Raw genomic sequence first — 26,407 nt, 5'->3', positions numbered from 1 at the left:
GTCTCGGCCTCCTTCAGGCGGTGACGGGAATGGCGGCGGGGATGGGGCCGGGGGCGGGCTGGTCGTCCCGCTCCTCCGGCCCGTGCGCGATGGCGGCAAGGATCAGCCGGACCTCTATCACGGCCAGTACGCCATAGAGCGCGGTAAAGCCTGCCAGCGTCGTCCACAGCGCCCCCCGCGACAGCGAGCTGGTCGCCAGGAAGGTCGGCAGCACACCCTCGATCGCCCAGGGCTGGCGCCCCAGCTCGGCGACGACCCAGCCCAGCTCGATCGCGACCCAGGGTAGCGGGATCGCCGCCACCGCGAGGCGGAGGAACCAGCGCGAATCCAGGTGCATCCGCAGCGAGCAAAGGATGAAGGCGGTGGCGAACAGCGCGATCATCGCAAAGCCGATCGCCGCCATGATGCGAAAGCTCCAGAAGAGCAGGCCGACATCGGGCACCGTGTCCCAGGCCGCCGCCTCGATCTGCTTCGGCGTCGCAGCGCGCGGGTCCGCCATCTGGCGCTTGAGCAGCAGGGCATAGCCCAGGTCGCGCTTGTGCGCCTCGAACCGGGCGCGCTGGCCCATGTCCTGCGGGTTCGCCTTCAGGCGCTGGACCGCGTCATAGGCGATCACGCCCGACGCGATTCGCTCCTGCGCCTTCAGCACCAGTTCGGACATGCCGGTGACCGTGCCGTCCAGGCTGCGCGTCGCGATCAGGCCGAGCAGCCACGGAATCTCGACCTTGTAGCGCGTCTCCCGCGCGACCGTGTCGGGATAGCCGAACAGGGTCAGGCCGGAGGGGCCGGGCTCGGTGTGCCAGACCGCCTCGATCGCGGCGAGCTTCATCTTCTGGTTGTCGGTCAGCGCATAGCCGCTCTCGTCGCCTAGCACGACGACCGACAGCGACGAGGCGAGGCCGAACGCCGCCGCGACCGTCATCGACCGGCGTGCAACGGGCAGGAAGCGTCCCTTCAGCAGCCAGAAGGCGGAGACGCCCAGCACCACGACTGACGCACAGACATAGCCCGCGCTCACCGTGTGGACGAACTTGGCCTGGGCGACGGGATTGAACAGCACCGCGCCGAAATCACCGACCTCCATGCGCATCGTGTCGGGATTGAAGCTCGCCCCGACCGGGTTCTGCATCCAGCCATTGGCGACGAGAATCCACAGCGCCGACAGGTTGGTGCCCAGCGCGACCATGAAGGTGACGATCAGATGGCCGAGTTTCGACAGGCGGTCCCAGCCGAAGAACATCAGTCCGACGAAGGTCGCCTCCAGAAAGAACGCCATCAGCCCCTCGATCGCGAGCGGCGCACCGAAGATGTCGCCGACATAATGCGAGAAATAGGACCAGTTCGTGCCGAACTGGAATTCCATGGTCAGGCCCGTGGCGACGCCCAGCACGAAGTTGATGCCGAAGATCTTGCCCCAGAAGCGCGTGGTCACGCGCCATTCCGGGCGGTTGGTCATGACATAGACCGACTCCATGATGACAAGCATCATCGACAGGCCGAGGGTCAGCGGAACGAACAGGAAATGATACAGCGCGGTGGCCGCGAATTGCAGTCGCGACAGGTCTACGACGCCGGGGTCCATAGGATGTCTCCATAAAAGGAGCCGCCCCCCGGCCCCTTGCCGACCGACTCGCTAGGCTTGGCGCGCCGTGCCGACATTGACCGCGGTCAAAGACAGGGGCGGCGGTCGGGGCGACCGTCGCGGCATGACGACGATCGCCGATGCTCCCCCGACGCGTAAGGCCCGCAACCGCTGGTTGAAGCACGCGGCCGGGCGGCGCGACGGCGTGGCGGGCCTGTTGCTGCTCGATACGCTGGCGGCGATCGGCTTTGCGGCAGGTATCGCGGGCGGCGTGACCGCGGTGGCGGGGCAGGGGGCGGTGTTGCCCTGGGCCTTGCTGATGCTCGGCACGGGGGCGTTGCGCGGGGTGTTCGCGACCCTGGCCATGCGGCGGGGCGCGGTGAGGGCGGGGGCAGTCAAGCGGGCGCAACGGCTTCGCGCCGTGGCCGCCACGCTGCGCCGAAAGCCCGGTGTGCCGATCGACAGTGGCCTGCTCGCCAGCCAGGCCGTCGATGCGGTCGAGGCGCTGGACGGCTATGTCGCCCGCTTCCTGCCGGCGCGCCGGGCCGCCGTCATCGCACCGATGCTGGTCCCCGCCGCGACGGCCTGTGCCAGTTGGGTGGCGGCGGTCATTATCGCAGGCACTTTGCTGCCGTTCGTGGCTGCGATGATCCTGGCGGGCGGCGCGGCGGCAGACGAATCGCGTCGGCAATTCGTCGCGCTGCACCGTCTGTCGGCGCGCTTTGCCGACCGGGTGCGCAGCTTGCCGGTCGTGCTGGCCTTCCGGGCCGAGACACGCGAGACCGAGGCGATCGGTGCGGCGGCGCAGGAACTGGCCGAGCGGACCATGCGCGTCCTGCGGGTGGCCTTCCTGTCCTCCGCCGCGCTGGAGTTCTTCGCGGCGCTGTCGGTCGCGCTGGTCGCGGTCTATTGCGGCTTTGCGCTGCTCGGCCTGCTGCCCTTTGCCGCGCCTGAGACGCTGACATTGGGGCGGGCGTTCTTCGTGCTGGCGCTGGCACCCGAATTCTACGCGCCGATGCGCCGCCTCGCCGCCGCCTATCACGACAAGCAGGCGGCGGAGACGGCCGCCGATACGCTCATGCCCTTGGCCGAGCCGGAGCCTATGCCTTCGGTTCGGACTGCGGCCTCGCTGGTCCTGCGCGATGTCGCCATCCACTATCCGGGCAGCGACGCGCCCGCCGTCTCGCAGCTGTCGCTGCGGATCGAGACGGGCGAGACGGTGGCGCTGCTCGGTCCCTCGGGTAGCGGCAAGACCAGCGTCCTGCACCTGCTGCTCGGCCTCGCGCCGCTGTCGGGAGGAACGGTCGAGGCGGGCGGTGTTCCTCTGGTCTCGCTGGCGGGGCAGGCGAGCTGGGCGGGCCAGCATCCCCTGCTGATCGCGGGGACGATCCGCGACAATGTGACGCTCGCCCATCCCCAGGCGGATGAACTGGCGATCCAGCGCGCCGTCGCGGCGGCGGGGCTGGGGCCGATGCTCGCGGCCCGGCCGGGTGGCCTCGACGCGCCGCTCGATGCGCGGGGCAGCGGGCTGTCGGGTGGGGAGCGGCGGCGGATCGCGCTGGCGCGTGCGCTGCTCAACCCCGCGCCCTTCCTGCTGCTCGACGAGCCGACCGCGCATCTGGACGTTGCCGCCGAAGCCGCGCTGATCGCGACCATCGCCCGCGCCGCGAAAGGGCGCACGACGCTCATCGCCACCCACAGTCCCGCGCTGGCCGCCATCGCGACCCGCGTCGTTCATCTGGGACATGCCGCATGACACTTCACAGGCTGATCGCCGCCGAACGCCAGCGGGAACGCCGCCGCTTGCGACAGGCGGGCCTTTGCGCCGCGCTGGTCGCCATCGCCTCGGTCATGTTGCTCGCCTTGTCGGGCTGGTTCCTGACCGCCGCCGCGCTGGCGGGGGGAGCGGGGATCGTCGCGGCGCAGGCGTTCAACTACATGTTGCCTTCCGCTGCGATCCGGTTGCTGGCGATCGTGCGAACCGGCGCACGCTATGGCGAGCGATTGGCGAGCCATGGCGCGGCCTTTGGTGCACTCGCCCGGCTGCGGCCTGCGCTCTACCACGCGCTCACCGTCGCGCCGCCTTCGGTCGCGCTGGCGCTCGGGCGGGGCGAGGCGACGGCGCGGCTGATCGGCGATGTGGATGCCGTGGAATGGCGCTTCGTTCGACTGTCGGGGCCTTGGGGTGTCGCGGCGGCACTGGCGTCGGGTGCGGCGCTGACGCTGCTCGGCGGCTGGCTGGCCATGGTCGCGACGCTGGCTTGTGTCGGGGGATCGCTCGGACTGGCACGGTCTTGGGCGCACCGGCTGGAAGAGCCGGGCCGTGCGGTGCAGCAGGCGATGGGGGCTCTGCGCGAGGAGGTGGCGACGATCGGCGGCGCGGCGGCGGAACTCCGCTGTTTCGCGCTGGAGGATTGGGCCACCGCCCGGATCGCGGCGGCGAGCGACCGGCTGGCCGAGGCGCAGGCGCGGCAGGCGGCGGTGGCGGCGCGGTTCGAGGCTCTGCACGCGATCGGCGTCGCGCTGGCGGCGGCATCGGCGCTGCTCCTGTCGGCGGGGGCTGGCGCACCGATCGCGGCGCTGGCGGCCCTGGCGGCGGCGATGACGGCCGATGCGACCGCGCCGATCCTGCGTGCCATGACCGAGCGTGGAAGGCTTCGCGAGGCGGAAGCGCGGCTGGAAACCCTGTTCGACGCGGTGGACAAGCATCCGGCTGCGGCCGAGGCGGGTGACGCGAGCCTCGTCATCGACGGCACTCCATTCACGCCGGGTAGCCGGATCGCCCTGACGGGAGCATCGGGTTGCGGCAAGACGGTTTTGGTCGAGGGATTGCTGGGGCTGCGTCCGCTTCGGCCCGGCCGGATCATGATCGGTGGACGCGATGCCGCCTCCATCGCCCCTGCGACCCTGCGCGCGACCTTTGCCTGGGCGCCGCAGGATGCGGCGCTGATGGCGGGGACGGTGCGGGACAATCTGCGGCTGGCCGATGACCATGCGAGCGAGGACCGGCTGTGGCAGGCCCTGCGCGACGCCGCGCTCGACACCGTGGTACGGGCTTTGCCCGAGGGGCTCGATAGCTGGTTGGGCGAGGACGGGGCGCGGCTGTCGGGTGGCGAGCGGCGGCGACTGTCCCTGGCGCGCGCCTATCTGGGCGACGCACCCTGGCTGCTGCTCGACGAACCGGGCGAGGGGCTGGATGCAGAGGTCGCTGCGCAGGTGGCGCGGCGAATGGACGCGCGGTTGAAGCGGACCGGGCAGGGGATGATCCTGGTCAGCCACCGGCCTGTACTGTCGGCCTTGTGCGATCGGCAATGGGCGGCCGACGGGGGAAGCCGTCGATCCGCCGCCTAACCTGCGATCTCCGCCAGGCGAACCCGGTCGAGCAGGCGCACGCCCCGCAGGCCGGATAGCGCGATCAGCCCGTCCTGCTGGAACGCGGTCATGTGACGGCTGACCGTCTCGACCGCCAGGCCCAGCGCCTCCGCCATCGCGCCGCGCGACAGCGGTAGGCGAAACGCCTCGTCCTCCACCGCACTCCGCCGCGCCATGTCCAACAGCAACGCGGCGACGCGCGCCTCGGCCCGCGCACGGGCCAGCATCGGCATCCAGCGTCGTACCTCGGCCAGGGTCGCCATCGTCCGGCGCAGCAGCAACCGTCCGGCGGCGGGATGGTGGACGAGCAGCGCCTCCAGCGCCGGACGCGGATAGACGCACAGATCGGCATCGCTCAGCGCCGCGATCGTATCGGCGGAATGTTCGGCAAAGAGCGCGCCGACAAAATCGCCGGGATAGAGCAGCCCGACGATCTGAACGCATCCGTCCGCCTCGACGCGCGACACTTTGAGTACGCCCGAGACGAGATTGGCGCAGTGGCTGGCCGGATCGCCACGCCAGCCAAATGCCTGTCCGGCACTCAACCGACGACGACGACCGATATGATGAAGCGCGGCCAACGCCACGCCGCCCAGCCCGTCGCACAGCGCCATACCGCGCGCGGCACAGGCGGCGCAGCGCGGCGGCAGGTCAGACGGCATGGCTGAAACGCGTATCGTCCTGACTGCGCCAGGCATCGAAGGCGGCGGCAATGCTGCGGGCATAGGGCAGCGCGCCCGCCATCAGGCGCAGGCGATAGCCTTCCCAACGGAGCAGTCCGGCCCGCTCGAACGGGGAAAGCCGGGTCTGAATGGCGTCACGCTCCGGCAGGCCGTCCGTATCCGCCACCCCGTGGCACAGTACCCCCACAATCGCCGCGCCCCGCCGCCGGTCGAGCGGCGTCCGACGGATACCGCGCGCGGTTGCGAACCGGCCCGCACCGATCACCTGGTGCCATTCGCCTGCCTTCTTCGCATTCTGGAGCAGGCGGTCGGGAAATTCGCTGATCGCGCTCGCCCCAAGGCCGATCAGGATGTCGGCGGGGTCGTCGGTGAATCCCTGGAAATTGCGGCGTAGCCTGCCGCTTGCCGCCGCCTGCGCCAGCGGATCGTCCGGTTTCGCGAAGTGATCGAACCCGACCGACTGGTAGCCCGCCGCCGTCAATCGCTCATGCGCCGACGCCGCCTGTGCGAAGCGTGCCGCTGCACCGGGCAGCGCGGTCGCGTCGATCCGGCGCTGGCGTGGGATGAGATGGGGGACATGCGCATAGCCGAAGACCGCCAGCCGTTCGGGCGCGAGAGCGATCGTTTCGTCCAGTGTAGCGCGAAGCGCCGCGTCGGTCTGGCCGGGCAGGCCGTACATCAGGTCGAAGTTGAGCGATCCGACCCCGGCCCCGCGTAACAGCGTGACGGCGCGAAGAATGTCCTCGCGCGGCTGAACGCGTCCGATCGCCGCCTGGAGCGCATGATCGAAGGTCTGCACGCCCAGGCTGACCCGCGCGACGCCGGTCTGTGCTATGACGCTCGCCCAGTTGGGTGCGAAGCCGCGTGGATCGACCTCCAGCGATAGCGGCGCATCCTTGCAGGCAAAGGCGGTGCGGAGATGCGCGACCAGCGCGGCAAAGGCATCGGGCGAAATGGCGTTGGGGCTCCCCCCGCCAAAGGCGATCCGCCCGATCCGTCCGCGCCCGTCCAGCCGGGCGGCGACCCTGTCGATCTCGGCATGCAGCCGCGTCAGATAGGCCGCCAGCCGCGTCGTCCGGTTCGCCGCGCCGGTGTTGCATCCGCAATACCAGCAGATCGCCCGACAATAGGGGATATGCAGATAGAGCGACACGGTTGCGTTCGCATCGACCGCGTCGAGCGCGGCGGCCATGTCGTCATGACCCACCGCGTCGCCGAACTCGGCGGCGGTGGGATAGCTGGTATAGCGCGGCACGGGCCGGGCGAGCAGTTCGGGATGATAGGGCCACATGGCGCATGCTGTGCCCCGCCCGTGCGAACGCGCCTTTGACCGCCGTCAAACCAGCCTTTGTCGATGGTCAAGGCAGCGGGGGCGGCCCGCGCCTAATCGGTCTGCCTGTATCGACACAGGAGACATGAGATGACCGCCATCAGAACCGCCGCCTTCCTGCTCGCGCTCGGCGCGACGGGGATCGGCGCATCGGCTTCGGCCCAGGATCGAACCGACGCACAGCCACGGGTCGGGGTGCGCGCGGGCGACGTCCTGCTCCGCGCCCGTGCCATATTGGTCGCCCCGAACGAACGATCCGGCAGCATCCTCCCCGCCTTTCCCGGCGAGACGGTGAAGATCGACAACCGCATCATGCCCGAGGTCGACGCGACCTATATGGCGACGAACCATCTTGGCTTCGAGCTGATCGCCTCGACCACCAGGCATTCCATCAGCGGGGTGCGCGGCACGACCGGCAGCATCGGCAAGCTCGCCTCCACCTGGGTCCTGCCGCCGACGCTGACCGCCCAATATCATTTTGCGCCGACGCGCCATGTCCGTCCCTATGTCGGTGCAGGCGTCAACTATACGATCTTCTGGAACGAGTCGGCCTCGGGTGGTCTGCAAGCGGCGGTGGGGCCGACCAAGGTCCATCTGAAGGACAGTGTCGGCTGGGCGGCGCAGGCGGGCGTGGATGTGGACATCACCCGCCGGGTCTTCCTGAACCTCGACATCAAATATATCGACATGGATACCACGGCGCGCCTCGACAACGCCGCGCTGGGTCGTCAGCGGGTGAACGTCTCGTTGGATCCGCTGGTGGTCGGCATCGGGTTCGGGATACGCTTGTGAGGCGGAACAGGGTGTATCGGACCTGACCAATCCAGGGTGCCGCTCGAGGCCGATTTCCGTGGTCGGGAATGACGAGGACGGCAGCGTGACCGGGCGTCATTTTATCCCGCGCGCGGCGCAACCGCCGCCGAAATCCGATGTTATCCCGTCGACGCACGAGGTCGTCCTCAATGGCGCGCGAAGGGGTTCTGGGATGGGAGCGGCATGAAGGCTCGGATACTGGGTTGGGCGGGTGCCTTGCGGGAAAGCTATTGGTTCGTGCCGACGCTGATGGCGGTCAGCGCGATTCTGATGGCCTTTGCCATGGTCTATGTGGACAGCCATTTCGGCGCGGCCTGGATGGACGATCTCCCCTGGCTCTATGCCGCCCGGCCGGATGGCGCGCGTGGCCTGTTGTCGGCGGTGGGCGGGTCGATGATCGGGGTCGCCGGTACGACCTTCTCGGTGACGATCGCCGCGGTCGTTTACGCCTCGGGACAATATGGCCCCCGATTGCTCAGCAACTTCATGGGCGATCGCGGCAATCAGGTGACGCTGGGCACCTTCATCGCCACCTTCCTCTATACGATCATCGTCCTGCGCACGATCCGGTCGCCGGGTGAGGATGGAAGCGGGATCGGGGCATTCGTGCCACAACTCGCGCTGCTGGTGGCGTTGCTGCTGGTCCTGACGTCGATCGCGGTCCTGATCTACTTCATCCACCACGTCCCCCAGCAGATCCACATCAACAGCGTCATCGAGCAGATCGGCGGGCGGCTGTTGCGGGAGATTTCCGTCCGCTTTCCCTCCTGTGTCGGTCAGCCCGCCGATGGGCATGGCGACCTGCTTCCGGATGCATTTCGCACCACAGGCGCGAACACGGCCGAGATCGCGGCCAGAGGCGTCGGCTATATCCGTATCGTCGACCATGACAGCCTGCTGGAGATCGCCAGGCGACGGGACATGGTGGTGCGATTGCGGTGTCAGCCGGGTGACTTCGTACATCCCGGCATCGCCCTGGCCAGCGCCCTCCCTGCCGCGAGATTGGATGACGATGCCCGCGCCGACATCGTCCGGGCCATCGGTCTGGGATCGCGGCGCACGCCGATGCAGGACCTGCGCTTCCTGCTCGACGAGCTGGTCGAGATCGCGGCGCGGGCGCTGTCGCCCGGGGTGAACGACCCGTTCACGGCCAGCAGCTGCCTTGACTGGCTGGCGGCGGCGTTCGCCGAGCTGGTCCGGCGGGATGCGCCTTCGCCGCTCCGGCTCGACGATGACGGGGCGCTGCGGCTCGTCGCCTATCCGCAGCGCTTTGCCGATCTGGTCGATCAGGGGTTCGGAGCCCTGGCGCAATATGCCAGCACCGATCGGATCACGGCGGAACGCTTCCTGCTGTCCCTGGGAAGCGTCATGGATGCCTGTACCTCGCCGGATCGTCTGCGCTGTCTGCGCGATCAGGTCGCGGCGTTCCGCGATCTGGCGAAGGAGGAGCTGAAGGGCGCGCCGCGCGACAGCGTCATGGCCTGTGCGGACGCCGTCCTGTCGCGCTCCGGCGCAGGACCAGATAGCCCGCCAGCGCCGACAGGATCGACCCGGCCAGCACGCCGATCTTGACCTCGTCGACGAGCACCTGGTCGGCAAAGGCCAGGCCGCCGATGAACAGGCTCATGGTGAAGCCGATCCCGCAAAGCAGCGCGGTGCCGTAGACCTGTGTCCAGGATGCACCCGATGGGCGACGCGTCCATCCGAACCGCGACGACAGCCAGACCGCACCGAACACGCCGACCTGCTTGCCGAGGAAGAGGCCGGCGGCCACGCCGAGCGGCAAAGGCAGGAGCAGCGTGCCCATGCCGAACCCGGCGAGCGAGACGCCCGCATTGGCGAAGCCGAAGATCGGAACCACGGCGAACGCGACCCAGGGCTGTAGCGCATGTTCGAGGCGATGGAGCGGCGAGTTCTGGGCATCGGGCGCGCCGGGCGACCGGCGGATCGGGATGACGCTGGCCGCCAACACGCCGGCGATGGTCGCATGGATGCCCGACATCCATACCGCGAGCCAGAGCAGCACCGCTCCGACCAGATAGGGCCAGAGCCGCGTCATGCCCAGCCGGTTGAGGACGAAGAGGATGCCCAGGACCAACGCTGCCGCCAGCAGCGCCAGGCCACTGATCTCATGGGTATAGGCGAGCGCGATGACCGCGACGGCGCCCATGTCGTCGACGATCGCCACGGTCGTGAGAAACAGCTTGAGCGACGCCGGTACGCGGCGGCCGAGCAGCGCCATGACGCCGATCGCAAAGGCGATGTCGGTCGCCGAGGGGATCGCCCAGCCGCGCGCCAGTCCCGGTTCCCGCGTCGCGATCGCCAGATAGAGGAGGGCGGGCACCGCCATACCGCTGATGGCGGCGATGGTCGGCAGGGTGCGGTCCGCCCAGGTCGACAAATGACCGTCGACCAGCTCGCGCTTGATCTCCAGCCCGACCAGCAGGAAGAACAGGGACATCAACGCGTCGTCGATCCAGTGCAGCACCGACAAGGGACCGATATGGTGATGCAGGACCGCAAAATAGTCGGGGCCGAGCGGGCTGTTGGCGACGATCATGGCCAGCGCCGCCGCCGCCATCAGGACGATGCCGCCAGCAGCCTCGCTATGCAGGAAGGACCGGATCGCGGATTTCGGACGCAGTTTCCTGACCAGCGCCTGCACAGGCCCGGTGCCGCCATGATCCATGCTCATCGTTCGGTTTCCCCGTGTTGCGGCGACAACGCATGAATGCGGCTCCGGTTCTGGCGCATCTTCCATCGACGGGGCGCCGAAAACCAGCAAATCCCTAACCTCGATCGGGCAGTTCGCCATGAACAAAGCGATCGCCGTCAGGTTGTTGTATCGGCTGTATTTGATGATCGGAGACGCCACTTGGCCTCCACGATCGCCCAGGGTGCCGACACGAATCCATCGTCCCCGGTCGCTCAATCGCCCCAGGGTCGGAGTGGCATGTCATGAGCTATGCCCGGTTCGCCGCGATGATCGCGACCTCGACGGTCGTGATGTTCGGGCTGATGTATCTGAACACCTATGCGGCAAGCCATCTGATGTTCAGCCAGACGCGAATGTGGATGGCGGCCGTGATGGGCGCGGTGATGGCGGTCATCATGATCGGATTCATGTGGCGCATGTATCCCCGGCGCGGCGTCAATATCGGCGTCGTCATCGGCGCCGTGGCGGTCTTCGGCGGGGCGCTATGGCTGGTCCGTAGCCAGGAGACGGTCGACGACCTGGCCTATATGAAGGCGATGATCCCGCATCATTCGATCGCGATCATGACCAGCGAACGCGCCCGTATCCGCGATCCGCGCGTGCGCCTGATCGCCGACCGCATCATCGACGCACAGATTCGCGAGATCGCCGAAATGAAGCGGGAGATCGCCCGGCTCGAGCGCCGGCCGGTTCCGGGCGATGCGCGGGATATTCCATCCTATCGCGATCGCGGCGCACCGCCCCCACCGGGGGAAACCGACGCCGCCGCCGGAATCGATACGACGGCGCCGGTACGTTAGCGCGTCATGTCCTCGATCGTCCGCATCAACCGGGCGGGGTCGAACGGCTTGGACAGAAAGGCGCTATGGGTCGGCAACGCGCTCTGGGGCAGGCTCACCCGACCGGAGACCAGCAATAGCAGCGTCGGCGGATAGCGTTCCCGAATATAATGGGCCAGGCGCAGCCCATCCATCGACCCGGGCATGTCGATGTCGGTCAGAACCACGCGAATGCTGCTATGCTGCGCGAGAATGGCGATGGCCTGGTCGGCATTGCCCGCCTCATGCACGCAATAGCCTTCGTCCTCGAAAAAATCGACGAGTTCGAAACGAATGATCGCTTCATCCTCGACGATGAGGATGCTGTTCATGTCGATCGGCTTGCTCTGACCCACGTTCTTATCCGTCAACCTTGCCCGCATCCTCGAGCGGGCAATCCAAAGTGAATTCGACGCCGTCCGCCGGATAGCGGATATGCGCATCGGCGTGGAAATAGGCCCGCAGCGAGCGTTCGATCATGATCGAACCGAATCCGCGTCGCGTCGGTGCGTGCACCTCCGGACCTTCCCGTTCCTTCCAGCGCAGACTGAAACGCGGGCCGTCCGCCTCGGCTCCATCCGTTACGCCCCAAGAAAGATCGATATATCCGGTACTTGTCGACAGGGCGCCATATTTGGCTGCATTGGTCGCGAGTTCGTGAAGGGCAAGGGCCAGCGCGAGCGTGACTTGCGGGTTCAGGATGATGCGCGGGCCGGCTATCCGGATGCGCTCCCCCACGCCGCCATGCGGGGCGAGCGCCTGCTGGACCAGCCGGGTCAGGTCGGCGGACTCCCACGAACTGGCGGTCAGGACGTTCGTCGCCTCGCCCAGGGCGGACAGGCGCGCCGCCAGGGCGCGGGCGGCCGAGCCCGTATCCTCGGCCTGGCGAAGCGTTTGCGACGCGACCGACTGCACGACGGTCAGGACGTTCTTCAACCGATGGCCCAGTTCCTGGTTGAGCAGCTTCTGCTGTTCCTCGGCCCGCTTGCGTTCGCGGAAATCGCGCGAAACCGTGCCATAGCCGATCTGTTCGCCATCGCTGTCGAATACCGGGAAGACGGTATAGAGGATCGGGATCAGCTCGCCGGTCCGGAAATGGCGGACCAGGCGTTCCCCGCTCCATGCGCCATCGCGAACGGCGGCCGTCAGCACGTCCCGCGCGACGATCTCCGCCTCCTCTGGCGGGAAGAAGTCGGAGATGCTGACGCGGCCCAGCTCCCTGCGATCCAGTCCGACGAGCGCGAGGGCGGCGTCGTTCAGGAAGAAGACGCTGCCGTCCATCCGCGCCATGCCGATGAAATCGGCGCTGTTTTCAATGATGCGAACGAGCTGTCGACGCTCTTCCTCATTCTCGCGGGTCGCCGTGATGTCGCGGGACACGGACAGGATCCGCTCGGGCTTGCCGTCCGGCCCCAGGATCGGGCTGACGGCGACGTCCCACCAGCGGGGGCTGCCCGCAAAGGTCCTGGCGAAGCCGATGAAGCTGCGCGCCTTGCCCGCGCGCGCCACGGCGATGGCGGCCTTTGCTTCTTCCTGGCCGAGGCCATGCCAGAAGTCCGGCCAGGGACAGCCCGCGACCTCGTTGAAGTCGTCGATCTCCATGAGCTGCTGGCCGCCCTCCGACATGAAGGTCAGGTGGCCATCGAGGTCGAGCACCTTGATGCAGTCGGTCGAACTGGCGAGCACGCCCATCAGAAACGCCTCGCGATCGGCGAGCCGGCGGTTGGCTTCCCGCAAGGCCGCCGCATTCTCCCCGCGCAGCTTGAAGAGGCGCAACGCACCATCGACCTTGGCCAGCAGCTCGCGCGTGGCGAAGGGTTTGACCAGATAGTCGTCGGCGCCCGCCTCGATTCCTTCGATCGCGGCTTCTTCGCCGGCGCGGGCCGAGAGCAGGATGATGGGCAGGTCGGCCGTGTCCGGGTCGGAGCGGAGCCGCTTGATCAGCCCGAAACCGTCGAGGCGCGGCATCATCACGTCCGACAGGATGAGATTGGGGGCGATGGCGCGGGCGCGCGCCGCCGCTTCCTCACCGTCCCCGACCGCTTCGACCGTGTAGCCCGCCTCCCGCAACAGCCGCTCGACATAGCCTCGCATGTCCGCATTGTCGTCGGCCAGCAGGATCGTGCCGCCACGGGCGGGCGTAGGCGTGAGCGTGGGCGTCGATGGCGGGGCGCCTGGTCCGGCGTCGTCGCGATTGTCCCCGGGCAGCCAGCGCAACGCCTCCGACACGAAGGCGGCCGCGCCCGTCGCCGTCGATGGCGGCTGGGCCGCGCCCGGCGTCATATCCGCCGGAACATGGTCGCGCCCGAAGGGGATGGTCACGTGGAAGGTCGTGCCCTGGCCCGGCTGGCTGCTGACCCCGACCGAACCGCCGTGGAGCTGGGCAAGGTCCTTGACCAGCGCCAGCCCGATGCCGGTGCCTTCATGCGTACGCCCCGCCTGCCCCTCGATACGGTGAAAGCGCTCGAAGACCCGCGACAATTCCTGTTCCGGAATGCCGACGCCCGTATCGCTGACCTCCAGGCGCGCCGCGTCGCCGTCCGCGCGAAGCCGAACGGTCACGCCGCCCGACAGCGTATATTTGAACGCGTTGGAGAGGAGGTTGAGGACGATCTTCTCCCACATCTCGCGGTCGATCCAGACCGGTCGATCGAGCGATGGCGTGTCGATCGTGTAGGTGAGCCCCGCCTTGTCCATCGCGGACCGGAAGGTGGAGGCCAGGTCGGTGGTATAGACGCCAAGGTCCGAAGCCTCGAACGTCGCGCGGACGCGTCCCGCCTCGATCCGGCTGAAGTCGAGCAGCGTGTTGACCAGCCGGAGCAGCCGCTGCCCGTTGCGCTGGACCAGCGCCAGGTCCTCGCGGTCCCGCCCGTCGGCGCGGGCCAGCAGCTCCTCCACCGGACCCAGCATCAGGGTCAAAGGCGTGCGGAACTCGTGACTGGCGTTGGAGAAGAACGCGGTCTTGGCCCGGTCAAGCTCGGCCAGCTTTTCCGCGCGGCGGCGCTCCTCGACATAGGCCTCCGCATTGGTCGCCGCGATCGCGATATGCGCGGCGACCCGCTCGAACAGCGTGCGATATTCGTCGTCCAGCCGGCGGCGCGGGCTGAGCCCGGCGACCAGGAAGCCGAAGGGCGCATCGGCCCGGCTGCTGAGGATCGGCACGACCAGGGCCTGCTCGACCGGCTCGGGCCAGGGCGTGCCCGGCAGCCGGTCGCCAAAACGCGCGGCCAGTCCCTCGACCGCAACCGGCAGCCCGCTGCGCAGCGCCTCGTCGAACGGCCAGATCGCGTCGCCATCGGCCGGGATGCGTTCGGGCGCCAGATCGTCGCCCTCGATATTCCCCGCCTTGCCGACAAGACGCAGCGCGCCGCTGTCGTCGCGCAGATAGGTCAGGAAGAACGGCGCTTCTTCCGGCAGTCGGGCCATGCGTTCGGCGGCCACGCGCCCGGCATCCTCAGGCGAACGGGTGTGGGACGTCGCTTCGGACACTTCCCGCAACAGCCGTTCGCGGCGCTCCGCCAGCACGCGATAGGTGGTTTCGGTGACGGCGGTGAAGACGCCTTCCACCTGCCCGCCATCGCCCCGCACCGGCGAGTAGCTATAATAGAAATAGCATTCCTCGACATAACCGAAGCGGTTGAGGGGCAGCAGTTGATCCTCGGACCAGGTGGCGACGCCGTCCGTCATCACCTGATCGAACATCGGCCCGATAATGTCCCAGATTTCGGTCCATACCTCATAACCCGGGCGGCCGAGTGCCCAGGGATGCTTTTGTCCCGGCACCGGGGACCAGGCGTCGTTGTAGATCAGCGCGCGGGTCTCGCCCCAAGAGAGGACCATCGGGAAGCGCGAGCCGAGAATGATGCTGACCGCCGAGCGCAACGCCGTCGACCAGCCCTTGATCGGGCCGAACGGCGTCCTGGTCCAATCCTTCTCTCGCATCAGCCGAGCCATTTCGCCCGGGAAATCGAGAAAGGCCGTGCTGCTGTCGTGAGGTTCGGGCAAGGGCGGCGTTTGTGTCATCGGGTTGGACGGACGGCGAATGCCGTTTGCCAGCGTTAACCGACCGCTATGGGCTTGGGAAGAGGTTCCGAAACGGCCGGGCTTTCTTGGGCCGGATCGACATTCAGCCATGCCCATTCTTCCCTCGCCCCTCGCAGAGGGGAGAGGGTTGCGCAGACTTGGTCTTTGCGTAGCAAAGGCTTAGTCGGAGCTGGGTGAGGGGTGGGCGCTCGCCTCGGCGAGCGCGCGAGCCTTCAGGCTCGCTCGCCCCCTCACCCAAGCTGCGCTAGCCAGCAAAGCTGGCAAGCTCCGCTAACCCTCTCCCCTGTCCAGGGGAGAGGGAAAGAAGGAGCGAACCGAATGTCGATCCGGCCTAGGGGCCGGACCGATGGATTCAGGCTCCGTGAGGAGACAGGCATGAGCGTCCGTCGTGGCAGATGCGCACCGACGCCCCGTCGCACTTCTTCATGATCGCGGGTCAGGTGAGCGACGACACCGGCGCGGTCGCGCTCTTCGGCGATCTGCCCGAACGGTCCATGCCCCCGGCGAAGCCCGTCCGAAACGGGCGATACATAAAAGCGGCACAAATCTGGGCCAGAATCCCGCACGGGCGCTTTTGCCTCCGGGGCATCGAGTGGATCGTGTGCGGGATCAGCCAGTCTCAAGGGGATGTCCCAGCCGACGCTCTAACGCATGCTATCTGCCGGCCCATTTCGCCAAGAGCCATTTGTGGCATGCCAGCACGCTGCTGTTCGGCTTTTTCCTGACCGAAATCTGTGCGCTGGATAGCCGGGCGATGGGTGCGATCATGGCGGGGTCGCTGTGGCATCCGGGCTGGCCGGTCTGAGCGTCGCGACGATCGCGCCGCCGCTGCTGATCCGTGAGCATAGCGTTGCGGCCTGGCTGTCATGGGCCGGGTGCCTGACGCTCTTCGTATGCGGCACGGCCTGGTCGCTTCGCGGTCGGCGGGAGGACGATCATCGCGCGCCGCCAGACCCCGTTCTCGAACGTGACGCGCGCATCGCCATGCCCATCCTTCTGGCGATATTGGCGCTGATGATGATCCTCGGCACGAGCTTTCGTGCCCTCGAACCCTATTGTGCCGCCTATTCCGGGACGGGTGGGGTGCTGCTCACCGGGGGCGCGGTCGGGGGCATTTTCAGTCCGCCGATCTGGGCCCTGTATCAGGAACCGCGTCAGCAGCTCGACATGGAGGCGCGCGTCGCGCTGCGCGAGGGCGTCGAGCTGGTCGACCAGGTGCAGAACCTGACCAAGGCGCCGTTCATCGTCCGCCAGGGCGTGCTGCGCGACTATGTGAATTATTATTTCCCGGTCGGGCGCACCTTCTGGCTGGGCCTGTCGTGGAAGCCGAAATGGTGAGCGGGGCAGGCTGGGCCCTGCTCTGCGGGGCATTGCTGTCCGCTGCCCCGGCTTTGGCTGCGAGCCCACAGGGGGCGGGCGATGCGGTGCAGATCGTGCTCAAATTCGTGAAGCATGGATCGCCGGATAGTCCGGTTGCGCGGTTCGATGCGGCCTCCTGTCCGGCCTGTGAGCCCGTGACCACGCCGCTGTTCAACGCGGACAATCCGCGCGAGACCGTGGTGGCGCTGCGCGTGCCGCGACGGCGGTCGCTGGAACTGGCGTTCGATGGACCGAGCCAGACCGTGCGGCGCGAAATCCTGTCGGGCGGCGACGTGCCGTTCCGATCGGTGCCGCACGGGATCGTGGTGCAGTTACCGCCGGTCGCGGCCGACGCGATCACGGCTGCCGAGGTCGCGATGCATATCGTCGAGCCGGGCATGGTGCTGCGCTTCGAACATGCCGACCCGGCACGTCGCGCCGGCGCCTATGCGACCGGCCCATTTCCCGATCGGCAACGCCGCGCGACGCTTGGGCTTTGGCGAGGAAGTCGAGCGCGACGGGTTGGGCCGCATCCAGATCATGGGCTTCGACACCAACGCCCCGCATGGTCATGGCGATGCGCCCCCCGCACGTCCATATACACCTGCGCTGGCCCGGTGATACGGGCACGCAGATCGGCCATTATCATATCGGCCCGGATGGGCTGCTCACCGAGAATATCGTCGGCGTGAAGGGCCTGGACGCGCCGCAGCGCCGGTTCGGACGCGGCGAGACCTTCACCACGATCGCGCCCGACGGACGCGCCCTCTACAGCCACCGGATCACGCCGCAAGGATGGCTGGAGATCGCCCGGCCCGGCGGGCGGTCCTGCCTGATACGGCCCGATGGCGGTGCCGGTTTCGACGCGGGGGCGCAGGTCCTCTGCGGCGAGGAACCGGCGACCCGTATCGCCGTGACCGACGATGTTCGCGGCGTTCTGACGGTCCTTACGGGGCCGCTGACTGAGATATTCCGCTACGACCCGGATACGGGCGCCTTGCTGTCCCCCGCCATCGCGCCCGCGCCGCCCCCATCGGTCTTCGTCGCCGAGCCAGATGCCGAAACCCGATTGGTACCGCGTACCGATCCACGAACCCTTCGATAAGGACCGTTTCATGGGATTTCGCCTGTCCAGCCTCATCGGCCTCGCATGGCCTGTCTGGCGGTTTCGACCGCCCATGCGGCGACTTATAATAGGGACGCGATCGGCAATCTGTCGAAGAACGCCCGCACCGACATGACGCTGGTCGGCGCCCATCTGGTCACCTGGTGCGAAGATAATCCAGCAAGTCAGATTCAGGCACAGGCCGGGCCAGGTAATAACCTTGGAAGAGATGCCCGCCCAATCTCTGTATCATCATATAGTCCTCGCGCGTCTCGATGCCTTCGACCACGACCTCGAGATCGAACTTGTGGCCATAATCGATGATGGCGCTGACCAGATGCTGGTCCTCGGGCGACCGGGTGATGTTGGATACGAAGCTTCGATCGATCTTGATGCGATCGACACGGCGATGGCGAAGCGCTCCAAGCGATGAATAGCCCACGCCGAAATCATCCAGGCTGATCGTCACGCCCGCCTTGGAGAGCGATTGTATCTTGTGCTGTATGGCCTTGGCCTCGAAGGCGGTTTCTTCGGTGATTTCGACGTCCAGCAAGGGCGGCGCAAGGCCAAGCGCCTCGAAATGGTCGAGGATGATGGTGTCGACCGACAGTTGCGCCATCTCCCGCGGCGATATGTTGATCGCAACCTTGATCTCCTTCAGGTCGGCTTGGTGCAGGGCCTCCAGAAGTTGACTGGCACGGTGCAGCACGAAACGGAGAAGGGGTTCGGCATGTCCGTTGATCGCGGCCAGGCGAACGAGGTTTTCCGGGGAGATCCAGCCATGCTGCGGATGCCGCCAGCGCAGCAGGGCTTCGATCGTGTTCGGCAAGGTCTGGCCGAGCGCGAAGATGGGCTGGAACCAGACATCCAGGGATCCGTCTTCGAGATGGCGCGGTAGGTCGCGTTCAAGGTCGCGGCGCATCTCCAGTCGCTCGCGCAGATCATTGTCGAAGACGTGATAGCGGTTACGCCCTCCATTCTTGGCGGCGTAAAGGGCCTCGTCGGCACAGGCCAGGATGTCGGTCAGGTCCGCTTGGAGGCCCATGACGATCCCGATGCTGGCCCCCAGCGCGCCCGTATCGACACCGTCCATATGGATCGACATGGCACCGATGATGGCCTGCGCGAGGTCGGTCGCCGCTTGAAATGCCATGACGGGGAAGAAGATGGCGAATTCGTCGCCGCCCATGCGAGCGAGAAGGCTTTCGCCGCTGGCCTGAGCCTGAAGGCGCCTCGCGGCCTCTATCAGCACCTGGTCGCCCTTGCGGTGGCCATAGACGTCGTTGACGGCCTTGAAGCCGTCAAGGTCGATGAACATCAGGCAATAGGCATCCTGCCCGCCCTTCATATGCGCTTCGACTTCGGTGATAAAACCCGGTCGGTTGAGCAAGCCCGTCAGGTCGTCATGCGTTGCGCGATACCGCATGATGTCGATGATCTGTAGCGAATGATCATGCGCCGCGGATAGTGCGGCGGCGTTCGTCGTGGCCTCGTTCTTGGCGCGGCTGAGCGCTTTGAAGGTCCTTTCGGCGCGAATGGAACTGCGGGAGAGCGCGGCCATGTAAACGATCGTGGTGAAGGCGATGCAGGCCCGCTCGAACCCTCCGGCCACGGACAGGCAAATGACGACGGATGCGAGCGCCGGCAGGATGAAGCATAGGGGCGTGCGGGCGTCCGGCGTGCCATGGGTGACGGCACCCGCGGTGACGCCGCACACGACCGTCAGGTAGAAGAGCGCCTGCGGCGCAGTATAGCCGGCGCACAGGATCGGAACCCCGGCCCACACTATTCCCGAAAGCAGGGCCCCGGCCCAGATCAGATATCGCTGCACGGCGATCGATCGCAGCGGCGACCGCCGGCAGGAAGCATGTCCCATGTCCGGCGCCGGCAGATAGCAAAGATACAGGCGCACGAGGTTCACGGTGAGCGAGGCGACGAACCAGGCGATGCCGTAGAGCGCGAGGTCGCTCCTGATCGCGACCAGAAGGTTGATCACGCCGAGCATCATATTGACCGGTATGGCGACCCGGACGCAGCTCTTGATCTCGGCAATCTGGTCCAGAACGATCTGCGCGGACAGCGCGTCCGGGACTTCCGCCACAGGGCGATCAAATTGCGTGCGGTGGGAGGAGAGCATGGGCAATCACCGTGACGAACTCGGAACAGGTCCTTCGTTTCGCATGCGTAAGGTGTATGCTGTGCTAATGGGCGCCGAAACCATGCGAAATATTCTGGGCCGCTGCCGGTCTGATGGACGCCGGGATACGCTTCTTGAGGCTATCCCAGCCTGGCGCTCGAATGCGATAGGGCTGAGATAGCCCAGGGTCGCGTCCCTGCGGATGGGATTGTAGAAACGCTCGATATAATCGGCGCATGGGCGACGCGCCGACACGTTGGCCGCGACCACCGACTTTTCACCATGATCCTTGGGCGGACCATGCCCGCGCCGTCTGGCGCGCAATCCCTGCTGGCGCTTCAGCCGCTCGACGCGATGCGGGCCGCAATCCCCAGCGTCAGCCAGCACGTCATGCCAGACCCGTCTCGTGCCATAAGCGCGCGTCTGAACTTCCTTCATTGCATCAATGCTCTCAGGTTGATGAAAACACCTTATCTCGGTGTCCATCAAACCGGCGGCAGGCCAGTTGTAGGGTTCCATTGCCTCTGCAAGCGCTACCGGAGGTTGGAAAGGCTTCGCGTGGCTTTCCTCCGATGCTTTCGAGGCGTCGCCATCCATCGCTTTATCAAACGCGATCAAACACGCGGGTATGAGCCTTTTGGCTTCGCTTCGGTCTTTAGTCCCTAACGATCGCACCCATTCGCGTTTTCCACTGAACCGCTGCCTTTGGGCTAGCGGGATCGAACGCCGGAAATAATAGGTGCCGCCATCACGCCTAAGCAGGTACGCGCTCATCCTTGCCTCGCTACGATTGTAGCAGACAGTCGTTACAAGCAGTGATTTTCGCAAAACCTAAGCCTGTTCAATGACTTAGGGTGGATGGTGCCCCACAGGGGACAAAACTGGGCACTCAGATCATTGGGAAATTTCGATCGGTCGCCGGTGTTAGAGATGGACGAGGCCATGATCACGCTGTTTTGAAACTCCAGCCGGCGCTCAGTCCCTCGCGTCGCGCAGCGCTTCCAACTCGGCCAGTCTCTCAGGATTGTCGGCTGCAAGCGCCTCTTCAAGATAGAAACCATGCGCGATATTGCGCACCACCTCCTGCGCCTCGCCACTATATCCCTCCGCTACAACTGGAAACGCATCCACCAGTTCGCGAAGAAACCCCTTGTCCAGTTCTTCGAGATGGCCGGCAAGAGCCTCCATCATCTTCACGGCGGTATCGGGGTCTAACTCATCCTCGTCGGTAAGCTCGAGGAACACGACATACTCCGCGATAATGCTCGCAACCTGCATAGCGATCATGGCTTGACTACCTTCACGTGGATATTGGTGACTTTCATCTTCTTGAATAATCTCAGTGCCTTGGCTTTCTGAGCAGGAGTAGGAACCTCCCATAATCCGATCAGGCGATGTTCTGCCAGCACCTGCGACTGACGCAAGATTTGGGCCCGCGCCCGCAGCCTATCAACGACAGACCATTTCCGGTCGATCATGTAATCGCCCTGAATGCCGTCGAACTTGACTGGCCGCTTCGAACCGTCCGCCATAGTTCGCATCAGCGTCGGCGCCCGACCGGGCTGGGCACCCGTCGCAGCGTCGTTGTAAGCCTTCCAGGGCTTTTCCGACTTGGTCGTCTCCGTCACCCAACCGATCTGCGGCGGATCATAGGTTGTGCGCGGCCTCGCCATGCGTAGTCGGCGCAATGCGGCCGCCTTCGAGAGCGCCGCCCCCGGCGCTGCCGCCAGCGCAACGTTCCCGGCAGCTGTCCCCGTTACACGACCGATATCCCGCGCCGACGCATTGGCGACGGCGCTTGCCGCACGCGAAGCCTGTATACGGGCGGGCGTATCTTCGGCAGCGATCGCAGCATCGATCATACCCGCGATACCGCGACCGGCGTTGCGAACGGTGGTCACCGGATTCGTCGTCAGCGCAGCGCGGACTCCTGCCACCGTTTCTGTCCCAACGCCGTAAAGTCCTTCGCCTACGCCACCGACGAATTCGGTGACAGGGTTCGGCTGGTTGCCGAGCCGCGATCCCTCAACGGGCTTTGGCTTTACTTTGGGTGACGCACGATTCACCGGCCGCTGGCCATTTCCCGCCGCCGTTTCAGCATCTGACGTTCCGGCCTTTGGCAATGCCGAAGTCCTCGACTTGCTACGATCCCATAAAACAGGGGCGCGATCAGAACTGGTCGGAGCCCGGCGTTTCTCACTGCTAACTGCGTCAGTCCCGCTCGCACCATAATGGCGTCCCGCGCCAGCAAAGGTGAACCGGCCGTCTTCCGGATCGTGCCACGGATTGAATTTGAGTTCGAGACCGTCAGGACTGAGCGCAGTAGGCAGCTTGCCGGTTCGCAGCCACCATGAAAAAGCGCTCGATTGCTTGCCGCCAGAGGTTTTGATCATGCTACCCCGCCTTAACATTGCAAAGAGAACATATAGTGAACAATTTGCAAAAAGTCAAGCCGATACGGGGCAACTCCACACGCTGGTGCCGCCCTTTGTTCTCTATGAGGTGCAATTTCTAGACAGTGGTGCCCCACAAAGGCCGAAGACGGGCACTCAGATCATTGGATAATTTGCGTCAGCCGTCGCGAAGCGGAGGGATAAGTGATGGGAGACAGTGAGCCTTCATTGTGGCAGTCACGGACGACAAACTGATAACCAAGAGCGTTAAATGGGCATCTCATTTGATCGCGACCGGCGGATTGCAGGCTACCGGACGTCGACCTTCAAGAACGCTTTGACAGGTTATCTTCGTACGAAGAGCCCGGCCAGCCTGATCGATCTCAAAAGCGTCTTTCCTCACCGACGGGACGGCGCGATCGTTTTTGAAGAGTGCCTCGATCGCGGCTTGATCGATCATACCTCCGGGGAAGTTACTGAGGCTGGACTGACGCTCGTCAGATCGAAGGTGGTAGCACGAACTCCGCTGGCAAAGGCAAAAAGGGTGCTCGATGAATTTCTTGAACGGGTAGATCAGCTCAATAATGATCGGGAAGCCATCAGCAGGGTAGACGAAGTTTGGCTGTTCGGAAGTTTGATGAGAGAGGAAGCTGCGGTCGGCGACATTGATCTTGCCATTGCACGTTCAAGCTCGGACCGTTTTCCAAATCTCGATGCGCAGGTGTGTCAGGCCGAGGCGCTTTTAGCAAACATCCCTGATGCGCCGTCCCGTTGGAGATGGCCGTGGGACCGGGTCGATTGGCTTTATGGAAGAGCCGTCTTCGGCTCTCGTCGGCATCCTCTGTTGGCCGGTGCGAAGGACGGAATGGACGACCTGGCTTCGCTCGGAGTACCCTGCAAGCTGATATACGATCGTACGAGGGGCGGTCGCGTGGATGACCCGATCTTGCCCCTCCATCCACAATCTAATGGGCGGCTAAATACCATCGACCCTCTACCCGTAATGCCTGATCTAACCGCAGCGCACCTCCGGCCAATGGATGCCAGGTGGGTGGCGGGCTACGACAGCTGGGGGACTGTCTCGCCTTACTGTATTTTTCGAGGCTGGACCGACGAGTGCAGGCAATTGTTTCCGGAATACCCTCGGACGTTGCGGATCGCCGTGTCGGGCGATGATCTCAGGAATTTTCCTTGGCTACCCAAGACAATCAAGCGACCCGGGCTTGATGGTCGATCAGCGGTTGCAATCGTCAGTGCTACCGAATTCTGGGGGACATGCGTTACATTGCACAGGTCGATCCAAGACATATCGGGTGAAGCGGTGCTGAAAGCCAGCTTCAGCGATCTTCTCCTGCACAGGAGCAGAAAGTATATCGATCTTGCGACTCTTCCTGAAATGGTCGCAGCTGTGTCGCTGATATTGGCGGTAGACGCCGAGCGGATACTCCGCCGAGCCATCGACCGCGATATGGCCGCGAAGGTTACCATTCAGATTTCCGCTGGCGACCTCCCGGAAGACATGGTTCACTACTTTGTAGAAGGGATCGAGGAAAAGCTTGTGAAACGCTCAGTCGCCATCGAGCCGGCGGGCGTTCCTTCATCAGTTAACATTGAGCTAAACTGATTTTGCGGAGCGATATGGACCAACCACGGCCTGCTTCTGAATCCAATCGTTTCCAACGGAGGCTCGCTCAACATGGACATCGAAGCGATCTGCTGGCCGAACTATGACCGGCCCGCGATGCAAACCATCTCGGTCGTTGGGAAAGCCGAAGACGGCCGGCTATTATGTACATTGGATTGCCTCCGATGGGCCGAAGCTTCTTTTGATATCACTCGGGCTAATAACCTCGCTGCGGCTTTCGACGAGCATAGTGCGTTTGCCTATGGACTTGCCGAAGATATCCGGAAGCGAAGGCGAGCGATGATGAATCGTCATGGTGAAGCCGAGCCTTTCGTGTCGGGCTTCATCGGCATCATCACGATCCGAACTGAGCCTGAAGCTGCCGGCGGTCGGCTCGGCCTTGAGTGAATACGCTATCTTAAGCGGATGCACGCCGGCATGGCGTGGTATGCAGGGTTACAGGCAGCGCCCTACGACCTCGAGCACGGCAGCGCCGCGTACCGCAGCATGCGCCGACGACTGACTTCGTACTATACATCCGATGTGACACTGGGGTTCGAAGAAGACGCCCCGCGCTCGTCTCCTGGGCTCATGACGGCGTTCTGGGATCAAGAATGACGCCAACGCAGACGGCGGAGCCGTTCGCAAGGCCGCTCGTTCTCAGACAGTCCTCTATGGGAACGAAAAAAAGGGCGCGTTTCCACCATTTTTGGGAGTGGTGCACCCAATCGGACGAAATTGGGCACTCAGATTGTTGGGAAATTTCGGTGCCAAGAGGCTGATTTGAAATGATGCGCCTGTTCTGAGCTGATCGACGAAGCAAAGGGAATCAGGCGGCTTTGGACCACCGCGCCGTTTTGGTGAGCGTTCATATTAATACGCTACTCGCGATGCTCCCCAGTCAGCGGACCCCAGCATGTCAGATTTGACGCCGCCTTCGCGCCTTGCTTTGGCGCATCATCGCCAGACAAGGCCGAGCCCGACTGAAATGTGAGTCGGCTGCTAGTATTATACAATTTTTACTTCGCGGAGGGTATTTTAAAGCTGGAGGTAAATATGCAAGTTTTCAAAGCCCTTATCGGAAACAGGTTTCATACGAGCGAAGTGTATGTCGCCGCCGCCGACAGAGAGAAGGCATGTGCCGCCATTGAGCGCCACCTTTTTTCTGAAAATTGGCAAGCTATTGAGCATCAGGAGTTGGAGTGGTCGAATGAACTGGAAGGTAGCCGTAAAGCTACCGCTGAGGATCATTGTTACGAGCTGATGCGAGACAGCGTTGAAGCTGAAACGGAACCGGCGGAAGCCGATGAATTGAAAAATCACTCTTTCTATGGGCCTTTGCTGCAGGACCCTGAATCGGTGAATACCTCAAGTGGACAGACGTGGGGAAACGGCGAGAATTGGGAGTGATACATCCAGCAGATATCGACCGTCAGCCAACGGGATGGTCGGTTGGGAATGGCTCTTCGTTCTCCAAAGTCGAGAATGGTGAGAAAACCACGCCCGATGCCGTCGCAGATTGATGATCTTTACACATCCCATCGGTTGTCGTTATCTTCCAGAACCTCGCGCAACTGACGCTGAGAGATGGGGCACCATCGGGAAGCGCGAGGGGCATCGGCCGCGCGTCTGGGCATCCTTTCGGTATGGAGAAAGCAGATGCCTCAACTTGCCAGCTTGCTCACCTTCGCCGCCATCGCGCTGGGTATGGTTCTGACGCCAGGGCCGAACATGGTCTATCTCATATCGCGGTCGATCTGTCAGGGCAGGACCGCCGGCTTGATCTCGCTTGGCGGCGTCGCGCTTGGCTTCGTATTCTACATGCTCTGCGCGGCTTTCGGGATCACGGCGCTCGTACTGGCGGTGCCCTATGCCTATGACACCATCCGTATCGTTGGCGCCCTCTACCTGCTTTGGCTCGCATGGCAGGCCGTGCGTCCCGGCGGGCGCTCACCGTTTCAGGTGAAGGACCTGCCGGCGGACAGTCCGGGCAAGCTGTTCCTCATGGGCTTCCTGACCAACCTGCTGAACCCAAAGATCGCGGTCATGTACCTGTCGCTGCTGCCGCAATTCATCAATCCGGCGAACGGCAGCATCTTGGGGCAGGCTCTGGTTCTCGGGACAGTGCAGATCGCCATCAGCGTTTTCGTCAACGCGATGATCGCAATCTCGGCGGCCTCGATCGCTATGTTCCTCACGCAACGTCCTACCTTCGCGCTGGTCCAGCGTTGGGTGATGGGCACCGTCCTTGCCGGCTTGGCGGTCAGAATGGCCACCGAAGCGCGCCGATAGTCCAGACTATCCCCGCCGAGTGCCAGCTTAGGGTCAGGACCCATTGATATGAGGCGCGCGATCTGATTCAGGCTCCGAGAGGAGACTGGAATGAGCGACCTGTTTTGGCTGACGGACGATCAGATGGAACGGCTTCGGC

General features: G+C 64.9%; 21 protein-coding genes, 2 pseudogenes and 1 riboswitch. Of the genes and pseudogenes, 12 read left to right on the top strand and 11 right to left on the bottom strand.

The window, feature by feature from the left end:
- Nucleotides 1-13: 13 nt before the first annotated feature.
- Nucleotides 14-1,582 carry a cytochrome ubiquinol oxidase subunit I gene (locus QZ546_RS00110; protein WP_294232774.1) on the bottom strand — a complete coding sequence of 523 codons (1,569 nt, stop codon included), beginning with the start codon at nucleotides 1,580-1,582 and terminating at the stop codon, nucleotides 14-16.
- A gap of 124 nt (nucleotides 1,583-1,706) precedes the next feature.
- Here QZ546_RS00110 and cydD point away from each other — a divergent pair, with 124 nt between their 5' ends.
- Both cydD and QZ546_RS00100 read left to right on the top strand, forming a co-directional pair.
- Nucleotides 1,707-3,338, top strand: coding sequence for a thiol reductant ABC exporter subunit CydD (gene cydD, locus QZ546_RS00105; protein ID WP_294232771.1), 1,632 nt, complete (start codon nucleotides 1,707-1,709; stop codon nucleotides 3,336-3,338).
- Complete coding sequence (locus QZ546_RS00100) at nucleotides 3,335-4,933, top strand: amino acid ABC transporter ATP-binding/permease protein (protein ID WP_294232768.1); 1,599 nt, start codon at nucleotides 3,335-3,337, stop codon at nucleotides 4,931-4,933. Before cydD ends, QZ546_RS00100 begins: the two co-directional genes overlap by 4 nt.
- On the opposite strand, the gene QZ546_RS00095 is transcribed toward QZ546_RS00100, so the two are convergent.
- Both QZ546_RS00095 and hemN read right to left on the bottom strand, forming a co-directional pair.
- A complete protein-coding gene (locus QZ546_RS00095; RefSeq protein WP_294232765.1) occupies nucleotides 4,930-5,616 on the bottom strand; it encodes a Crp/Fnr family transcriptional regulator in 687 nt (228 codons plus the stop codon). The two genes, QZ546_RS00100 and QZ546_RS00095, sit on opposite strands and share 4 nt — an antisense overlap.
- The gene (hemN, locus tag QZ546_RS00090; protein ID WP_294232762.1) at nucleotides 5,606-6,928 is read right to left on the bottom strand and encodes an oxygen-independent coproporphyrinogen III oxidase; all 1,323 of its coding nucleotides are present in this window, start codon (nucleotides 6,926-6,928) and stop codon (nucleotides 5,606-5,608) included. Before hemN ends, QZ546_RS00095 begins: the two co-directional genes overlap by 11 nt.
- A gap of 129 nt (nucleotides 6,929-7,057) precedes the next feature.
- Here hemN and QZ546_RS00085 point away from each other — a divergent pair, with 129 nt between their 5' ends.
- Nucleotides 7,058-7,759, top strand: a complete 702-nt coding sequence (locus tag QZ546_RS00085) for an OmpW family outer membrane protein (RefSeq protein WP_294232759.1) — start codon at nucleotides 7,058-7,060, stop codon at nucleotides 7,757-7,759.
- Between the two features lie 204 nt (nucleotides 7,760-7,963).
- Nucleotides 7,964-9,352, top strand: coding sequence for a DUF2254 domain-containing protein (locus QZ546_RS00080; protein WP_294232756.1), 1,389 nt, complete (start codon nucleotides 7,964-7,966; stop codon nucleotides 9,350-9,352).
- Here the strand turns inward: QZ546_RS00080 and nhaA are convergent.
- Nucleotides 9,255-10,475, bottom strand: coding sequence for a Na+/H+ antiporter NhaA (gene nhaA / locus QZ546_RS00075; protein ID WP_294232753.1), 1,221 nt, complete (start codon nucleotides 10,473-10,475; stop codon nucleotides 9,255-9,257). The genes QZ546_RS00080 and nhaA overlap by 98 nt on opposite strands.
- A 263-nt stretch (nucleotides 10,476-10,738) precedes the next feature.
- Between nhaA and QZ546_RS00070 the strand changes: the two genes are divergently transcribed.
- The gene (locus QZ546_RS00070; protein WP_294232751.1) at nucleotides 10,739-11,296 is read left to right on the top strand and encodes a DUF305 domain-containing protein; all 558 of its coding nucleotides are present in this window, start codon (nucleotides 10,739-10,741) and stop codon (nucleotides 11,294-11,296) included.
- On the opposite strand, the gene QZ546_RS00065 is transcribed toward QZ546_RS00070, so the two are convergent.
- Together QZ546_RS00065 and QZ546_RS00060 are read right to left on the bottom strand one after the other, a co-directional pair.
- Nucleotides 11,293-11,685 carry a response regulator gene (locus tag QZ546_RS00065; RefSeq protein ID WP_294232749.1) on the bottom strand — a complete coding sequence of 131 codons (393 nt, stop codon included), beginning with the start codon at nucleotides 11,683-11,685 and terminating at the stop codon, nucleotides 11,293-11,295. The two genes, QZ546_RS00070 and QZ546_RS00065, sit on opposite strands and share 4 nt — an antisense overlap.
- Nucleotides 11,675-15,256, bottom strand: a complete 3,582-nt coding sequence (locus QZ546_RS00060; RefSeq protein ID WP_294232747.1) for an ATP-binding protein — start codon at nucleotides 15,254-15,256, stop codon at nucleotides 11,675-11,677. Before QZ546_RS00060 ends, QZ546_RS00065 begins: the two co-directional genes overlap by 11 nt.
- Nucleotides 15,257-16,138: 882 nt before the next feature.
- Between QZ546_RS00060 and QZ546_RS00055 the strand changes: the two genes are divergently transcribed.
- The 3 genes from QZ546_RS00055 to QZ546_RS00045 are packed head-to-tail and all read left to right on the top strand — an operon-like array spanning nucleotide 16,139 to nucleotide 17,822.
- Nucleotides 16,139-16,696: a hypothetical protein gene (locus QZ546_RS00055; RefSeq protein WP_294232745.1), complete on the top strand. Its 558-nt coding sequence runs from the start codon at nucleotides 16,139-16,141 to the stop codon at nucleotides 16,694-16,696.
- On the top strand, nucleotides 16,678-17,409 hold the full coding sequence (locus QZ546_RS00050; RefSeq protein WP_294232743.1) for a hypothetical protein: 732 nt from the start codon (nucleotides 16,678-16,680) through the stop codon (nucleotides 17,407-17,409). Before QZ546_RS00055 ends, QZ546_RS00050 begins: the two co-directional genes overlap by 19 nt.
- A complete protein-coding gene (locus tag QZ546_RS00045) occupies nucleotides 17,406-17,822 on the top strand; it encodes a hypothetical protein (protein ID WP_294232741.1) in 417 nt (138 codons plus the stop codon). The genes QZ546_RS00050 and QZ546_RS00045 overlap by 4 nt, the downstream gene beginning before the upstream one ends.
- 157 nt (nucleotides 17,823-17,979) lie before the next feature.
- On the opposite strand, the gene QZ546_RS00040 is transcribed toward QZ546_RS00045, so the two are convergent.
- The 5 genes and pseudogenes from QZ546_RS00040 to QZ546_RS00025 form a co-directional block, all read right to left on the bottom strand.
- On the bottom strand, nucleotides 17,980-19,959 hold the full coding sequence (locus QZ546_RS00040) for an EAL domain-containing protein (protein WP_294232739.1): 1,980 nt from the start codon (nucleotides 19,957-19,959) through the stop codon (nucleotides 17,980-17,982).
- Nucleotides 19,960-20,097: 138 nt separating this feature from the next.
- Nucleotides 20,098-20,379 (bottom strand): annotated as a pseudogene (locus QZ546_RS00035) (IS3 family transposase); the annotation flags it as partial.
- 189 nt (nucleotides 20,380-20,568) lie between these two features.
- Nucleotides 20,569-20,733, bottom strand: a pseudogene (locus QZ546_RS17640) (DUF6538 domain-containing protein); the annotation flags it as partial.
- 201 nt (nucleotides 20,734-20,934) lie between these two features.
- Nucleotides 20,935-21,246, bottom strand: coding sequence for a hypothetical protein (locus QZ546_RS00030; RefSeq protein ID WP_294232737.1), 312 nt, complete (start codon nucleotides 21,244-21,246; stop codon nucleotides 20,935-20,937).
- Nucleotides 21,243-22,352, bottom strand: a complete 1,110-nt coding sequence (locus QZ546_RS00025) for a hypothetical protein (protein ID WP_294232735.1) — start codon at nucleotides 22,350-22,352, stop codon at nucleotides 21,243-21,245. The genes QZ546_RS00030 and QZ546_RS00025 overlap by 4 nt, the downstream gene beginning before the upstream one ends.
- A 271-nt stretch (nucleotides 22,353-22,623) precedes the next feature.
- Here QZ546_RS00025 and QZ546_RS00020 point away from each other — a divergent pair, with 271 nt between their 5' ends.
- From QZ546_RS00020 to QZ546_RS00005, 4 genes are all read left to right on the top strand, one after another.
- A complete protein-coding gene (locus QZ546_RS00020) occupies nucleotides 22,624-23,976 on the top strand; it encodes a nucleotidyltransferase domain-containing protein (RefSeq protein ID WP_294232733.1) in 1,353 nt (450 codons plus the stop codon).
- 72 nt (nucleotides 23,977-24,048) lie between these two features.
- Nucleotides 24,049-24,384 carry a hypothetical protein gene (locus QZ546_RS00015; RefSeq protein ID WP_294232730.1) on the top strand — a complete coding sequence of 112 codons (336 nt, stop codon included), beginning with the start codon at nucleotides 24,049-24,051 and terminating at the stop codon, nucleotides 24,382-24,384.
- A gap of 648 nt (nucleotides 24,385-25,032) precedes the next feature.
- Nucleotides 25,033-25,386: a hypothetical protein gene (locus QZ546_RS00010; protein WP_294232727.1), complete on the top strand. Its 354-nt coding sequence runs from the start codon at nucleotides 25,033-25,035 to the stop codon at nucleotides 25,384-25,386.
- A 150-nt stretch (nucleotides 25,387-25,536) separates the two neighbouring features.
- A riboswitch (ZMP/ZTP riboswitch) is annotated at nucleotides 25,537-25,618 on the top strand.
- Nucleotides 25,619-25,635: 17 nt separating this feature from the next.
- Nucleotides 25,636-26,268: a LysE family translocator gene (locus tag QZ546_RS00005; protein ID WP_294232725.1), complete on the top strand. Its 633-nt coding sequence runs from the start codon at nucleotides 25,636-25,638 to the stop codon at nucleotides 26,266-26,268.
- Nucleotides 26,269-26,407 lie beyond the last annotated feature (139 nt).

It is taken from the genome of uncultured Sphingomonas sp. (assembly GCF_913062585.1).
GTDB lineage: Bacteria > Pseudomonadota > Alphaproteobacteria > Sphingomonadales > Sphingomonadaceae > Sphingomonas.
This window is presented reverse-complemented; position numbering and strand designations above follow the sequence as displayed.

Excerpts from the sequence above, each read along its gene's own strand:
- QZ546_RS00010 (WP_294232727.1), top strand. The coding sequence starts at position 25,033 with ATGCAAGTTTTCAAAGCCCTTATCGGAAACAGGTTTCATACGAGCGAA.
- QZ546_RS00020 (WP_294232733.1), top strand. The coding sequence starts at position 22,624 with ATGGGCATCTCATTTGATCGCGACCGGCGGATTGCAGGCTACCGGACG.
- QZ546_RS00030 (WP_294232737.1), bottom strand. The coding sequence starts at position 21,246 with ATGATCGCTATGCAGGTTGCGAGCATTATCGCGGAGTATGTCGTGTTC.
- QZ546_RS00025 (WP_294232735.1), bottom strand. The coding sequence starts at position 22,352 with ATGATCAAAACCTCTGGCGGCAAGCAATCGAGCGCTTTTTCATGGTGG.
- nhaA (WP_294232753.1), bottom strand. The coding sequence starts at position 10,475 with ATGAGCATGGATCATGGCGGCACCGGGCCTGTGCAGGCGCTGGTCAGG.
- QZ546_RS00080 (WP_294232756.1), top strand. The coding sequence starts at position 7,964 with ATGAAGGCTCGGATACTGGGTTGGGCGGGTGCCTTGCGGGAAAGCTAT.
- QZ546_RS00005 (WP_294232725.1), top strand. The coding sequence starts at position 25,636 with ATGCCTCAACTTGCCAGCTTGCTCACCTTCGCCGCCATCGCGCTGGGT.
- QZ546_RS00070 (WP_294232751.1), top strand. The coding sequence starts at position 10,739 with ATGAGCTATGCCCGGTTCGCCGCGATGATCGCGACCTCGACGGTCGTG.
- QZ546_RS00085 (WP_294232759.1), top strand. The coding sequence starts at position 7,058 with ATGACCGCCATCAGAACCGCCGCCTTCCTGCTCGCGCTCGGCGCGACG.
- QZ546_RS00040 (WP_294232739.1), bottom strand. The coding sequence starts at position 19,959 with ATGCTCTCCTCCCACCGCACGCAATTTGATCGCCCTGTGGCGGAAGTC.
- cydD (WP_294232771.1), top strand. The coding sequence starts at position 1,707 with ATGACGACGATCGCCGATGCTCCCCCGACGCGTAAGGCCCGCAACCGC.
- QZ546_RS00110 (WP_294232774.1), bottom strand. The coding sequence starts at position 1,582 with ATGGACCCCGGCGTCGTAGACCTGTCGCGACTGCAATTCGCGGCCACC.
- QZ546_RS00100 (WP_294232768.1), top strand. The coding sequence starts at position 3,335 with ATGACACTTCACAGGCTGATCGCCGCCGAACGCCAGCGGGAACGCCGC.
- QZ546_RS00095 (WP_294232765.1), bottom strand. The coding sequence starts at position 5,616 with ATGCCGTCTGACCTGCCGCCGCGCTGCGCCGCCTGTGCCGCGCGCGGT.
- QZ546_RS00060 (WP_294232747.1), bottom strand. The coding sequence starts at position 15,256 with ATGCGAGAGAAGGATTGGACCAGGACGCCGTTCGGCCCGATCAAGGGC.
- QZ546_RS00015 (WP_294232730.1), top strand. The coding sequence starts at position 24,049 with ATGGACATCGAAGCGATCTGCTGGCCGAACTATGACCGGCCCGCGATG.
- hemN (WP_294232762.1), bottom strand. The coding sequence starts at position 6,928 with ATGTGGCCCTATCATCCCGAACTGCTCGCCCGGCCCGTGCCGCGCTAT.